11 protein-coding genes are annotated in these 13,719 nt (G+C 35.9%); 8 read left to right on the forward strand and 3 right to left on the reverse strand.

Features of this window, described 5'->3' with window-relative positions; translation table 11 throughout:
• The first annotated feature begins 2 nt into the window (after positions 1–2).
• The 8 genes from hisF (at position 3) to FD725_RS28800 (ending at position 9,400) form a co-directional block, all read left to right on the forward strand.
• Positions 3–788, forward strand: a complete 786-nt coding sequence (gene hisF, locus FD725_RS28765) for an imidazole glycerol phosphate synthase subunit HisF (RefSeq protein WP_179051278.1) — start codon at positions 3–5, stop codon at positions 786–788.
• A gap of 11 nt (positions 789–799) precedes the next feature.
• On the forward strand, positions 800–1,363 hold the full coding sequence (locus tag FD725_RS28770; protein WP_179051279.1) for a GNAT family N-acetyltransferase: 564 nt from the start codon (positions 800–802) through the stop codon (positions 1,361–1,363).
• Positions 1,360–2,136 (forward strand): cytidylyltransferase domain-containing protein, encoded by a 777-nt coding sequence (locus tag FD725_RS28775; RefSeq protein ID WP_179051280.1) that lies wholly within the window; start codon positions 1,360–1,362, stop codon positions 2,134–2,136. The genes FD725_RS28770 and FD725_RS28775 overlap by 4 nt, the downstream gene beginning before the upstream one ends.
• Positions 2,137–2,138: 2 nt before the next feature.
• The gene (locus FD725_RS28780; RefSeq protein WP_179051281.1) at positions 2,139–3,428 is read left to right on the forward strand and encodes an aminotransferase class III-fold pyridoxal phosphate-dependent enzyme; all 1,290 of its coding nucleotides are present in this window, start codon (positions 2,139–2,141) and stop codon (positions 3,426–3,428) included.
• Positions 3,425–4,924 carry a UDP-2,4-diacetamido-2,4,6-trideoxy-beta-L-altropyranose hydrolase gene (gene pseG / locus FD725_RS28785; RefSeq protein WP_179051282.1) on the forward strand — a complete coding sequence of 500 codons (1,500 nt, stop codon included), beginning with the start codon at positions 3,425–3,427 and terminating at the stop codon, positions 4,922–4,924. The genes FD725_RS28780 and pseG overlap by 4 nt, the downstream gene beginning before the upstream one ends.
• 7 nt (positions 4,925–4,931) lie before the next feature.
• On the forward strand, positions 4,932–5,984 hold the full coding sequence (gene pseI, locus FD725_RS28790) for a pseudaminic acid synthase (protein WP_179051283.1): 1,053 nt from the start codon (positions 4,932–4,934) through the stop codon (positions 5,982–5,984).
• A 34-nt stretch (positions 5,985–6,018) separates the two neighbouring features.
• Complete coding sequence (locus tag FD725_RS28795; protein WP_179051284.1) at positions 6,019–8,733, forward strand: hypothetical protein; 2,715 nt, start codon at positions 6,019–6,021, stop codon at positions 8,731–8,733.
• Between the two features lie 88 nt (positions 8,734–8,821).
• On the forward strand, positions 8,822–9,400 hold the full coding sequence (locus FD725_RS28800) for a Uma2 family endonuclease (protein ID WP_179051285.1): 579 nt from the start codon (positions 8,822–8,824) through the stop codon (positions 9,398–9,400).
• Between the two features lie 66 nt (positions 9,401–9,466).
• On the opposite strand, the gene FD725_RS28805 is transcribed toward FD725_RS28800, so the two are convergent.
• The 3 genes from FD725_RS28805 to FD725_RS28815 form a co-directional block, all read right to left on the reverse strand.
• Complete coding sequence (locus FD725_RS28805; protein ID WP_179051286.1) at positions 9,467–11,689, reverse strand: O-linked N-acetylglucosamine transferase, SPINDLY family protein; 2,223 nt, start codon at positions 11,687–11,689, stop codon at positions 9,467–9,469.
• Positions 11,690–11,843: 154 nt separating this feature from the next.
• The gene (locus FD725_RS28810; RefSeq protein ID WP_179051287.1) at positions 11,844–12,383 is read right to left on the reverse strand and encodes a type IV pilin-like G/H family protein; all 540 of its coding nucleotides are present in this window, start codon (positions 12,381–12,383) and stop codon (positions 11,844–11,846) included.
• Positions 12,384–12,578: 195 nt separating this feature from the next.
• Positions 12,579–13,676, reverse strand: coding sequence for an ABC transporter ATP-binding protein (locus FD725_RS28815; protein ID WP_179051288.1), 1,098 nt, complete (start codon positions 13,674–13,676; stop codon positions 12,579–12,581).
• Between the last annotated feature and the right edge of the window lie 43 nt (positions 13,677–13,719).

Below are 13,719 nucleotides of genomic sequence, written 5' to 3' on the forward strand. Positions count from 1 at the left end.
CAATGCTGAAGCGTCGTCTCATTCCTAAACTACAAATGAAACCTAGCCGTTTTGGTTCTACTGCCAAAATGGTTTTAGTTACTACTAAGGAATTTGGAGAAGTTATTGAAATTGGCGATCCTGTATCTCAAGCAAAAATTTATGAAGCTCAAGCGGCGGATGAACTCATTTTTCTCGATTTGGATGCTTCTACTCACAATCGCAGCATTGTTTTAGATGTGGTGAAAAAAGCTGCCGAACAAATATTTATGCCATTTTGTGTTGGAGGTGGTATTCGTTCTCTAGAAGATTTTCGCAAACTCCTATCTAATGGTGCAGATAAGGTAAGCATAAACACATCTGCCATTGAAACACCTGATCTGATTAATCAGGCTGCTGAAACTTTTGGTTCTCAGTGCGTTGTAGTGAGTATTGACTATCGAAAAAAAGATGGTAAATATATTGTTTTTAAAAAAAGTGCTAAAGTTCAAACACATTTACATCCTCTGGAATGGGCAGTAGAAGCAGCAAACAGAGGAGCAGGAGAAATTCTTTTAACATCAATTGAGCGTGATGGTAGCCGTTGCGGATTAGACATAGAACTTACCCGTCAAGTTGTTGATAGTGTAACTATTCCTGTAATTACTTCTGGGGGTTGTGGATTAGCTACACACTTTGTAGAAGGGTTTTTAACTGGTAAAGCCGCAGCAGTTGCAGCTGGAACTTATTTCTGTTTTAAAGATGAAAATCCTATGCAAACTAGAGCGCAAATTAAAAATGCTGGTATTTCCATTCGTTTAAATAATTAGAGTATAAAAAATTGAAAAACCAAAAAACTTTTCATCGATTCATCCAAGGCGCAAGAGTTTTTTTACGGGAAGTTAGACAGAGTGATGTTAACGAAACATATTATCAATGGTTAAATGATCCAGAAATTAATCGCTACTTAGAAACTAGGTTTGTTCACAGGTCTTTAGATAATATTTCAGAATATGTCAAAATAATGGATGCTAAAGAAGATGAGCCTTTTTTTGCTATTTGTTTAAATGATAATCAAGAACATATAGGAAACATCAAACTTGGACCAATTAATTGTCATCATCGGAATGCTGATGTGAGTTTATTCATAGGTAAGAAAGAGCTTTGGGGACAAGGTTATGCTGCTGAGGCAATTGCTTTAGTCACTGAATTTGCTTTTAAAAAACTGAATCTTAATAAACTAAAAGCTGGTTGTTATGCAATGAATTTGGCAAGCGCTAAAGCTTTCATCAAATGTGGATATCAGCAAGAAGGTTTACTGAGAGGACAAGTAATAGTTGATGCTCAAGATATGGATGTGATTTTGTTAGGAATGAGAGCAGTAGATTTTTGGAATAGTAAATGATTATTGCAATTCTTCAAGCTAGGGTTACTTCTTCACGTTTACCAGGTAAGGTATTAAAACCTATTCTGGGTATCCCGATGTTAGTTCATCAAATTGAACGCATTAAACAAACAAAAATGATTGATCGTTTACTGGTTGCTACAAGTTTAGATATTACGGACGATCCGATAGAACAATGCTGTCAGCAAATAGGTATTGAATGTTTTAGAGGAAAATTAGATGATGTTCTTGATCGTTTCTATCAAACTGCTAGCTCAATTTTCCCAGAGCATATTGTTCGCCTGACAGGTGACTGTCCTTTGTGCGATCCAGAGTTGATAGATAAAATCATTATACATCATTTGACAGGGAATTTTGATTATACTAGCAACACAGTTAAAGCAACTTTTCCTGATGGTTTAGATGTAGAGATATTTCGTTTTAGCTGTTTGGAGCAAGCTTGGAAAGAAGCAAATCTACCTTCACAAAGAGAACACGTCACACCCTTTATTCATTCACAGCCTCATCGTTTTCATGTTGGTCAGTATCAAAATAATGTTGATTTATCTTATTTACGTTGGACTGTAGATGAACCATTAGATTTTGAGTTGGTTTCTATCATCTATGAAGCTTTATACCCAGTAAATCCAGCATTTTCAACTCAGGAGATTTTAGAGTTTCTAGATAAAAGTTCTCATTTAAAAACTATTAATACTAGCTATATAAGAAATGAAGGTTGGCAAAAATCATTATTGGCTGATGAACTCTTTTTAAACAAAAATATTGGTAATTAACTATGTCAGAACATTATCAAGAATCAGAAAACCTGTTAGCAAGAGCGTTGCAAGTTATTCCTTTAGGTACTCAAACTTTTAGCAAGAGTAAAACTCAATATCCTTTTGGCGTTTCTCCTTATTTCTTAACTAAAGGATTTGGTAGCCATGTATGGGATGTAGACGGAAATGAGTATATTGACTTTATCAATGGATTAGCAGCAATTACACTAGGATATAATGACCCAGATGTGACAGCAGCAGTACACGCACAGATAGAGGAAGGTGTAATTTTTTCTCTCCCTCATCCACTAGAAATTCAAGTAGCTGAAAAGTTAATTGCAATGGTTCCCTGTGCAGAAATGGTGCGCTTTGGTAAAAATGGTTCTGATGCAACTACAGGAGCTATACGTTTAGCTAGAGCTTACACTGGACGGGATCATATTGTGGTTTGTGGTTATCATGGCTGGCATGATTGGTATATTGGTTCTACAACTCGTAATTTAGGAGTACCAAAATCGGTACAGGCATTAACTCATACTTTTAAATACAATGATTTAGACTCGTTACATCAAATATTTGAGCAATATCCTGATGATGTTGCTGCAATTATTATGGAACCGATGAATGTAGTTCCACCTGAAGCAGGTTTTTTAGAAAGTGTTAAGGAACTTGTGCATCAAAATCGAGCGTTATTAATTTTTGATGAAACAATTACAGGATTTCGTTTTGCTAATGGTGGCGCTCAAGAATATTTTGGTATCACACCAGATTTGGCTACTTTTGGTAAAGGATTAGCTAACGGTTATCCTTTATCTGCTATAGCAGGTAGAGGGGATATTATGCAGATGATGGAGGAAATCTTTTTCTCTTTTACATTTGGTGGTGAAACTCTCTCATTAGCAGCTGCTCTAGCAACTATGACTAAGTTACAGAAGTTGCCAGTTGTTGAGGCATTAAGGACACAAGGTCAAAAGATTTTATTAAGAATACAACAATTAATTGAGGAACAATCAATTAGTCATCTTATCTCTATTGCTGGTTATCCTTGCTGGTCATTTTTGCTATTTAAAGATGTCCATCCCTATAGTCAATGGGAGATTAAGACTTTATTTTTACAGGAGATGTTTGCTAGAGGTATTCTGACTTTGGGAACACATAATATGAGCTACTCTCATAGTGATATTGATATTGAAGAATTACTATCAGTTTATCGCCAGGTGTTTTTAATGTTGAAGGATGTAATTTTAGGTCATAACCTTGAAGAATATCTCAAATGTCAACCATTAGAGCCATTATTTAAAATCAGATGAATTTACTATTCCGTGTTGATGTGTCTACCCAAATAGGTACTGGTCATTTGATGCGTTGTTTAGCTTTAGCTCAGGCTTGGCAAGATGCTGGAGGTAAGGCAGTGTTTGTCATGGCTAATATAGTACCTGTACTGGAGAAAAGATTAATATCAGAAGGCATAGAAATTTTAAAAATTACGAATCAATTAGCCACTAAAGATGCAGAGACAACTGCTATGTTGGTAAACAAATTTAATAGTGATTGGTTGGTCATAGATGGTTATCATTTTGATGATGAGTATCAAAAAATAATTAAAAGTGTGGGTTTGAAAATCCTGTTTATTGATGATTATGGACACGTAAATCATTATTATGCTGATATAGTCTTGAATCAAAATATTTCTGCTGATGGTGGATTATATACTAACCGAGAACCTTATACTCAGTTATTACTTGGTACACGCTACACACTTTTACGCCGTGAGTTTTGGCAATGGCAAGGATGGCAGCGAATCAATCCATCTATAGCCAGTAAAATACTTATAACAATGGGTGGTGCTGATATTGATAATGTCACTTTGAAGGTAATACAAGGATTACAATTGCTGTCAGATTATCCTTTAGAAGTGCTAGTTGTCATTGGAGGTAGTAATCCTCATTATGACCAACTAAAATCAGCTGCGGAAGCATCAAAATTTCCTATTCGCTTAGAAAATAATGTTATAAATATGCCTGAACTGATAGCTTGGGCTGATTTAGCAATAACTGCTGGTGGTAGTACTTGTTGGGAATTGGCTTTTATGGGGTTGCCCAGCCTGATAATAATTTTAGCTGAGAATCAACAGGCGATCGCACAAAAATTGCATTCCCTAAAAGCAGCTATTAATTTAGGTTGGTATCACGATATTTCTGCTGATGAAATAGCTTTAGCAGTTAATCAATTATCACAGGATATTCATAGACGATTAGCAATGAGTAAATCTAGCCAATCACTAGTAGATGGTTCAGGTAGTCAGCGTATAGTCAGATATTTAAAAAACTACTTATTAAAACTACGTTCAGTCTCTATAGAAGATTGTGAATTATTGTGGCAATGGGCAAATGATCCAGAAGTACGTGTTGCTTCTTTTTCCTCAGAATTTATCGGTTGGGAAGAACATTTGCAATGGTTCAAGTCAAAACTCAATTCTCCTAACTGCATTTTCTATATTGCGCTGAATGAACATAACATACCTATTGGGCAAATTCGTTATGAAATAGAAGCCAGAGAAGCTGTTATATCAATTAGTATTGCTCAACAATTCCGGCATCAAGGCTACGGTAGTTACTTAATTGAACTAGCTCAAAAACAAATTTTTAAAAATATACATATTGTTAAAATTCATGCCTATATTAAACAAAATAATCAAGCATCTATTAGAACATTTACAAAAACTGGGTTTCAAATAGTGGAAACAGTATTAAAACAGGAAAAGCAAGCAATTCATTTAGTGAGTACAGGTAGCAATCTACTATAAAAACAAGATGCAGGAAATTTGTATTGCAGGTAAAAAAATTAGTGTAAATCATCCGCCATTGATAATTGCGGAAATGTCTGGTAATCATAACCAATCATTAGAAACAGCTTTAGAAATTGTGGAAGCTGCTGCTAAGTCTGGAGTTCATGCGCTCAAAATCCAGACTTACACCGCAGATACTATGACATTGGATATCAATGAGGGTGAATTTTATATTGATAATCCTCAAAGTCTTTGGCATGGTAATTCATTACATCATTTATATCAACAAGCTTACACACATTGGGAATGGCATCAACCAATTTTTGAACGTTGTCGGGAATTGGGAATCATTGGTTTTAGCACACCATTTGACGATACTGCTGTTGATTTTCTGGAATCATTAAATGTTCCTTGTTATAAAATTGCGTCTTTTGAAAATACAGATTTACCACTAATTCGCAAAGTTGCTAGCACTGGTAAACCAATGATTATTTCTACTGGAATGGCAACAGTTGCCGAATTAGATGAAACTGTGAGAACTGCAACAGAAAATGGGTGTCAAGACTTAATATTACTCAAATGCACAAGTACATATCCGGCGACTCCAGAAAATAGTAACTTGCTAACAATTCCGCATCTACGTGACTTATTTCATGTACAGGTAGGATTATCAGATCACACCCTAGGAATTGGTGTTGCTGTAGCTAGTGTGGCTTTAGGTGTCAGAGTTATTGAAAAACATTTTACTCTGTGTCGGGCTGATGGTGGTGTTGATTCTGCTTTTTCAATGGAACCTGAAGAAATGCAACAATTAGTCCTTGAGAGTGAGAGAGCTTGGCAAGCGATGGGTAGTATACAGTATGGGGCAACTCAGGCTGAAAAAGATTCTTTGACTTTTAGGCGATCGCTCTATATTTCTCAAGACATGAAAGCTGGGGATATATTGACTGCTGATAATCTCAAAGCAGTACGTCCTGGTTTTGGTTTATCTCCTAAGTATTATGATATTTTTCTTGGCAAACACATTAAGCAAGATGCCAAAAAGGGAACACCTGTAACTTGGAATTTACTTGATTAGAACACAATTATTACCGTATTTATTAAATTGAATTATGTCTGAACAAAAGAAAGTCTTATTTTTCTCTTTATATTCTATTCCTCCAGCTTGGTTATTCCATCATCAAGTTGATGCGACTCTCGCCACAGTATTAAGAATGCTAGACTGCGATGTTTTAACTATTGGCTGTAATGGACTATTTAAATCCTGCTACATCATGAGAGGAGCAGGAGACATGGAAAAAGAATTATGTAATTATTGTTCTCGGACAAGCCGAGAATATTTTCATGATTTATTTGAACTTCCTCACAAACAAATTAGAGATTTTGTCATTGGAGATGATTACAACTTAGCTCAAACATGGGTAGAAACTCTTGAACCAGAAAAATATGCAGAGGCTTACTATCAAGATTTGCCAATAGGTGAATGGGTGACATCATCTATATATACTTACTTTAGAATTACATCGAGAGGACTATCTAATCCAGATGTGAGAAAAGTTCACAGAGATTATTTGATTGATGGTTTAATTACTTATAAAGCAGTATCTAGATTAATAGATTTTTATCAACCAACCCATCTCTTTTTATTAGGAGCGAGGTTAGCACCTTCTCGCATCGCTTTTGAGGTAGCACGTCAACGCAATCTTGATGTGATTGTTCAAGAGAGAGGATATATCAATGACACTTATACTTTAGTACATAACTATACTTGTTCTCATTCTAAACCGGCGCTAAATTTAATTAGTGCTTGGGAAAATATTCCCCTGACTACTTCTGAGTTGATAGCGGTGAAAAAATATTGGCTAGAACGGGAAGCTGGACAAAATTTAAATTTCTCGTCCTTCTATGATTATCAGACAGATTATAGTTCTGTTCGTCGTCAGCTAAATATCCCAGAAGATGCCAAAATTTTTGCAGTATTCACTTCTAGTGAAGATGAACTAGCCATGTCTGAAGACTTCGCTGGTATTACATCTCAACTTGATATTATTGATAAGTTAATAGAAATATTTGCAGATAGAGATGAATATTTAGTACTTCGTCATCATCCTTATATAGCAGGTGAAAAATATGTAGCTGCTGAGATGGATTTTATTGTTAGAGCCTATCAGCAATCTCTATCTCTGCCTAAAAATGTGCGAATTATTATGCCATCAGAGCAGCTAACCTCTTATGCTTTGTTATGGCATACTGATGCAGCGATCGCTTTCTTCAGTACAATGGCGATTGAGTGTACTGCTAAAGGGATACCCACAGCTGTTTCCGAGCAATCTTTATATAGTTCAGCTGTGCGCCATGTAATTCATCAATCTGATATACCATCCTTAATAACTTTAGTAGATAGCCTGTTATCTGAATCAGCCCAAGTAACAATAGAAGATTATCGAAAATTATATCGCTTTACAAATACGCTATTTTTTAGGTTTTGCAATAAATTTAGCTCATTTAATTCCCAAGGATTATTATATGAGAATAAAGAGCAATTAAAACCAGGTATAGATCCCACATTGGATAAAGTCTGTAATAATATTCTAAATGGTTCTTCATTATATAATTTGCCTAACATTGAACACGAACAGCGTTCTGTTAATGAAGAAAATGAGTTTTTAGAGAAATATTCATTAGAGATTTGTGATTTTCGTCAAAAAATTAGATACGAATCATCATTAAAAGACCAGATAACACCAACTTATCCATCGGTAGGTGTTGTGAAGCTTAATTATAAAAACGAATTAGAACCTCCAGATTTTCTATTCAAAAGCTTAAAACATTCCACATATCAGAAAATCAATGAATATTCTATAGATTTTGATTTGACAAATCACTCTCAAAGCCTAGAGTCTATTTTAGATTTATTAACAAAAATTCCCGATGAATATATTCTCTTAAGCCATAGCAATATTCAATACTGTAAATCTGTCATCTCATCAGCAATGGAAGTTTTACTAGCTGACATAACATATAAAGTGCCAGGAGTCTGGTTTGGGGGATGGTTGCCTATTAGTGAAAACTTAATGCGAAACGGAGAATATTTGCCTCAAAGTATTTTTACCAAACGTGATCCAAATGTTAGTTATGAAAAAGCTGTTAATACTTTATCTTGGCTCAAATATCCACTGAGTTTATTAGCATTTTGTCTGATTCGTAAACAAGCACTAGTGAAAGCCATAGATATATTGAGATATATTCCCAAAAGTGAGGAAGCAGCAGAACTATTGTTTATATTTATCAAGGGTATAGACGTTCACAAAATTGAAAAACCTCTGCTGTTAATTCAAGATATTCCTGCATCTATTCAAAGTTTGCTGCGGCAAGAACAATTAATTGCTCTCCAAGAAAATTTTAATTTAAAAGATATAAATTTGATAATTTTTCCAGATTGGAGACAATCAGAAGATTTAATCACTTCAGACTTAGAAAAAGTTATTAAAGCAATAGCCACTCATCCCAATAACGACAAAATTACCTTATTGATTAACACAAACAATGTTGCTGCCGAGGATGCAGAGTTATTGTTATCTGGTGTAGCCATGAATTTACTAATGGCAGAAGATTTAGATATTAGTGAAGGATTGCAAATTTCTCTAGTAGGAAATTTATCTGATATTGAGTGGCAAGCTTTGCTAGCTCAAATCCATGCTCGAATTATTTTAGACTATGAAGATAAACAAGCTTTGGCGCAAGTACCAGTCAAAAACCTATCATCTTATCAAGTAGATCATTTGATAAATAATCTTAACCCAACCTTGTATGTTGAGATTGTTTAAAAAATCAAATCAGACTGCTATGTGTGGAATAAGATTGTATCTGAGTATGTTAAATCTTAAAGCCACACCCATATCTTAAAATCTTGCTGTGACTGCTATTACTATTAATTTTAGTAACATCATCAAACTTAATGATGACCAATTTTATCAGCTATGCCGAGATAATCCTGATATTAAGTTCGAGCGTAATGCTAATGGAGAATTGATAGTAATGCCGCCTACAGGGGGAGAAACTGGAAAACTTAACGCCAAACTGACTGCACGATTTGTTTTGTGGAATGAACAAGCACATCTGGGCGAAGTTTTTGACTCCTCTACTTGCTTTAGACTACCTAACGGAACAAACCGTTCGCCTGATGTTTCCTGGATAGAACTCAGCAGATGGAATGCACTTTCGGCAGAACAACGGGAACGATTTCCTCCCATAGCTCCCGATTTTGTTTTAGAGCTAATGTCCCCATCTGATAGTTTGAGTGAAGCACAAGCTAAAATGCAAGAGTATATGAACGCAGGAGTAAAACTGGGTTGGCTAATAGATAGAAAAACGCGCTTTGTGGAAATTTATCGACAAGGACAACCAAAAGAAGTATTGGAATTTCCGACAAGTTTATCTGGAGAGGATGTATTACTTGGTTTTACTTTAGACTTGCAGATTATCTGGAGTTAAAATTTATTATTCTAGAGAAAAAATCCCAGTATTTTTAAGATACCAGGATTTTTATGTCACTAAAATTTATGCTTCGTCAATATACTTCTGCCACATCTGCTCGTAAGCATTTTCCATCTCGCGGGTAAATTGCTTACCATTCCACAGAGGTGATGTTTTCCTTGATTGTTTTAGTTTCCAAGCAATTTGTTGTCTTAAAGTTTCATCTTTTCCTAAGCGAATACCCCATTCAACATATTCTTCATCAGTCCAAGCAATACCTTCTGTAATGCCTGCATTCATCATCATAGTGTAGCTGTTACGGGCAGAAAATTGTTCACCTACCTTTGTTACCATAGGAATACACATCCACAAAGTTTCTAGGGTTGTTGTGGCTCCGTTATAGGGATAAGTGTCTAGTACTATATCAGCAATACCTAAATTAGCTCGATGTATTGATTCGGAAAATACAATTGGCAAAAATCGTAGTTTGGAATAATCTACACCTTCTTCTTCTGTTAGCTCTTCAAAAAAGCTTTTCAACGATTCTTCATCAGATATTCCTTTAATCAAGAAGTAGCTATTAGGAACTTCTTTCAGAATTTGCAATTGCAGTCTGCTAATATCTGGGTGTCGCTTAAAGCCTCTTTGCCCACAGAGATAGACTATTGCATCATCAGGAATATCTAATTGATCACGACTAACTGTAGGTACACTCACCTCAAATCCATCTACTGCAACATAGGTTTGAGGTAAGCGCCAAATTTTCTCTTTGTAGTATTCCTGGGCTGAATCTGGTAAAACATAGGGGTCAGCAATAAAATAATCTACGGCTGGGATTCCTGACGCATCCCAGCCTAACCATGTGACTTGAACAGGTGCGGGTTTTAGAGCAATGATGTCGCAGGTAGTATCTAAAGTAATACTATCTAAATCAATTAAAATATCGATTTCATCTTGATATATTTCCTCAGCCATTTGCAAATACTCATTTGATTTATAAGCTTTGTCAATTTTGCCGAGATACCATTCATGTAAGGGATCGCAAGCTGGACTAGTATTAATAAAATAACCATTAATTTGAAATTTATCTCGGTCATGATATTGAAATAACCATCTTGCCAGCCAACCGACAGAATGACTTCTCATGCAATGTGATATATATCCAATCTTTAATTTTACATTATCTCTATTATGTTGTTTCCTTCTAAGATTTCCTTGAGAGTATTTATCTACTTGCGCTCTATCACAATTAACTATATTTGCTTGACAAATCTGCATTAATTGATTTTGAATATTTCTATTTTTGCTAGGATTGTCTTCGATGTAGGGAGTGAAAAAGTTAGCATTAAATAATCTAGAAATTCTAGAATTATCAAGTTGTGTAGGATTATCTTCTATGAGCGTTTTTACTAATAGCTCTTGCTGATGATGTGTATAACAAGATTCTTGCCAATGCCCACCTGCTGTCATTAATCCCCTAAGAATTTGCCGATTGGCAAAAATTTTATCGGCTAGCTCTTGAACTAAAGAAAAAAATAGTTTAGCAACTTCTATACCTTTTTCATATTGACCATGATTTTGATAAAGACTAGCCAAATGACCTATAACTTCTGTGTTTTTAGGATTTAAATCTAAATAGAGTTCACACAACTGTATGGCTACACCATATTGCCTTTGAGAATAACCAATGTCTAGAGCAGCAGGTAACAAAGTAATTAGTAAAGCTTTTGTGTTATTTTCACAATATGGTAAACAAGCTTCGACAAACTTTAGGGTTGAGGGATGAACAGGTGCATAATCTAAAACTATCTTTAATGATGCCATCAACAGTTCTAAGTTGACTTCTAATCTGGGTTCAAGTTGTAGGATTTCAATTATACCTAGTTCTTGTAAATCATTACCTGTATAGATTTCTAGTTTAATGGATAGTTGTAGGAGATGTAATAAGTTGTGAATACTTTTAGGAGAAATTTCTTTAATATTTTGGCGGATTTTCTCGACAATTGCATATTCTTCTTGACTTTCTTGATGTTGAGCTTCGGTTTGCAAAATCTCAATTAATTCTGCATTCCAAACTTCAACTTGTTCTGGTTCTCCTTCCATCATCGCCATCAACCAAGTTGTTTGAGCTTCTACATCTTGCCCTTGTAATAGCAAGATTAAACCTAAATGCCAATAGTAAGATTTAATATCAGGTTCTATAGTAATTGCCTCTTCATAGAGACTAGCAGCTTGAGTATAATTTCCTGCAAGTAAATATTTTTCAGCAAGTTGATGATATTGGTTTGGAGAAGTTAAAGAGAGCATAATCAAATTTCAAGTAATGGAGAAAATGAAAACATCTGTTAGCAATCTCAATTCTAGGAAATTGCAAAAATTGGGTAATGTGTAATAACATTACCCAATCAAACAAAACTTTTATTTGACACAACTTAGAAAGGTGGTCAGTAAAATATTGTATTTATCTAGACAAAGAAACGAAGTTAGCTGCACACGCTGTATTAAATGCACCGATAACAGCTACTGTTGTAGTAGGAGCTGCTGTCTCACAGGCTATTGCTACTGTCAATGCCTCAGAAGTAGCTCCATTTCCTAATTGTGTACCTACTAACCCATAGTAGGATTTAAGGGCATTTCTACTAGCTCGTCCTCTAAATTGGGCAACATTAGAAGCACTACTATTGTCAGTCTGGATATCATATGTAAAATTATCAGATGCTGTTCTAATCCCTACTTGCAATTCAGAGAGGTCAGTGGCAAACCTTTGATATTCCAAGAAAAAGGCTTGTTGAGAACGGTTAACTGTACCTACGTAGTTTCTGGCTTCTGATTGTTTCGCTTTATTAACCTGGCCAAGTAGTGAAGGTAGGGCGATCGCAGCGAGTACACCGATAATAATTACTACTACTAGCAGTTCAATGAGGGTAAAACCTTCTTCTTCTCTGTTTTTGCGGTTGCTGAGGTGGTTAAGGAATTTAGCTTGTAGTTCTGGCTTGAGCATGGGTTTCTCCTGAAGTTTGGGGGTAAGTAGAGGGCGATGCCTGGGGCGGGCTACGCCTACGCTCTGTTCTAAAAGAAACTTACCCACTTGCGATCTGCGATCTATCACTTCAGTAAAAAAACTTTCTTGCTATTCACTTATTTACGTATATTTACTAGGCTGTCAATTTTGTTGTCATAGATTTTTCCTGCATATTTATGGTTGTGGCCATATCCTATCCCCGGTTTTAGGATCGAAGATAAATAGGTGATGTAAGTCTAATTGTAAGGAAAGGCGATCGCCTGGATGTAGACGCATATCTCCGGCGACTTGCACGTTTAACAATATGGTTGACTCTGGTAAGGAAACTCGGATTAAGGTTTCTCTCCCTAAAGGTTCGACTACTTTGACTTCTACTAGGAAGTTTTGAGTGGTGAGTTCTGAATCGGTGCTAATGGTGATGTGTTCTGGACGAATACCTAAATCGATGCTTTGTCCTGGACGTAGTGGTAAATTTTCTTTGATGAATGAGGGAATTGCTAATAATTGTCCATTGACATCAAAATTTTCATTTTTATAGATTGCAGGTAAAATATTCATCGGTGGACTGCCTAAGAAAGTTGCCACCATTTGATTAGCTGGAGAAGCATAAATAGTCTGTGGATCACCAATTTGTTGAATCCTGCCGCCATTTAGTACGACAATTTTATCAGCCAAGGTCATAGCCTCGACCTGATCGTGGGTGACATAGATAGTCGTCACACCAAATTGTTGATGTAATTGTTTTAATTCTGCTCTGGTATCATCTCGCAATTGGGCATCTAAATTAGATAAGGGTTCATCTAATAGAAATACTTGAGGTTCACGAGCGATCGCTCTCCCTAATGCTACCCGTTGTTGTTGTCCACCGGAAAGTTGTTTGGGTTTACGATCTAGGAGATGATCTAAAGACAGCGATCGCGCTACATTAATTACTCGTTCTTGAATAATTTTTGCGTCAACTTTCCGCATCTTTAACCCAAAGGCAATGTTTTCTGCCACCGTCATATGGGGATAAAGGGCGTAATTTTGAAATACCATCGCTACATCGCGCTGTCTAGCGGGGATGTGATTGACCAAGCGATCGCCTATGTAGAGTTTACCGGATGTGGCAGTTTCTAAGCCGGCGATCGTTCGCAAGATTGTAGACTTGCCACAACCAGAAGGGCCTACTAAAACCCAAAATTCACCATCAGGAATTTCAAAGGTGATATCCTCTATCGCGGTGACGTTGTTAAATCGACGTTTGATATCTTCTAAATGAACTCTAGCCATTGTCAGTCCCTTTGGGGAATTTCAAAATTCAAAAGGCTTGATT

It is taken from the genome of Nostoc sp. TCL26-01 (assembly GCF_013393945.1).
In the GTDB taxonomy this organism is placed as follows: Bacteria; Cyanobacteriota; Cyanobacteriia; order Cyanobacteriales; family Nostocaceae; genus Trichormus.

Excerpts from the sequence above, each read along its gene's own strand:
- hisF (WP_179051278.1), top strand. The coding sequence starts at position 3 with ATGCTGAAGCGTCGTCTCATTCCTAAACTACAAATGAAACCTAGCCGT.
- FD725_RS28775 (WP_179051280.1), top strand. The coding sequence starts at position 1,360 with ATGATTATTGCAATTCTTCAAGCTAGGGTTACTTCTTCACGTTTACCA.
- FD725_RS28780 (WP_179051281.1), top strand. The coding sequence starts at position 2,139 with ATGTCAGAACATTATCAAGAATCAGAAAACCTGTTAGCAAGAGCGTTG.
- pseG (WP_179051282.1), top strand. The coding sequence starts at position 3,425 with ATGAATTTACTATTCCGTGTTGATGTGTCTACCCAAATAGGTACTGGT.
- pseI (WP_179051283.1), top strand. The coding sequence starts at position 4,932 with ATGCAGGAAATTTGTATTGCAGGTAAAAAAATTAGTGTAAATCATCCG.
- FD725_RS28795 (WP_179051284.1), top strand. The coding sequence starts at position 6,019 with ATGTCTGAACAAAAGAAAGTCTTATTTTTCTCTTTATATTCTATTCCT.
- FD725_RS28805 (WP_179051286.1), bottom strand. The coding sequence starts at position 11,689 with ATGCTCTCTTTAACTTCTCCAAACCAATATCATCAACTTGCTGAAAAA.
- FD725_RS28810 (WP_179051287.1), bottom strand. The coding sequence starts at position 12,383 with ATGCTCAAGCCAGAACTACAAGCTAAATTCCTTAACCACCTCAGCAAC.
- FD725_RS28815 (WP_179051288.1), bottom strand. The coding sequence starts at position 13,676 with ATGGCTAGAGTTCATTTAGAAGATATCAAACGTCGATTTAACAACGTC.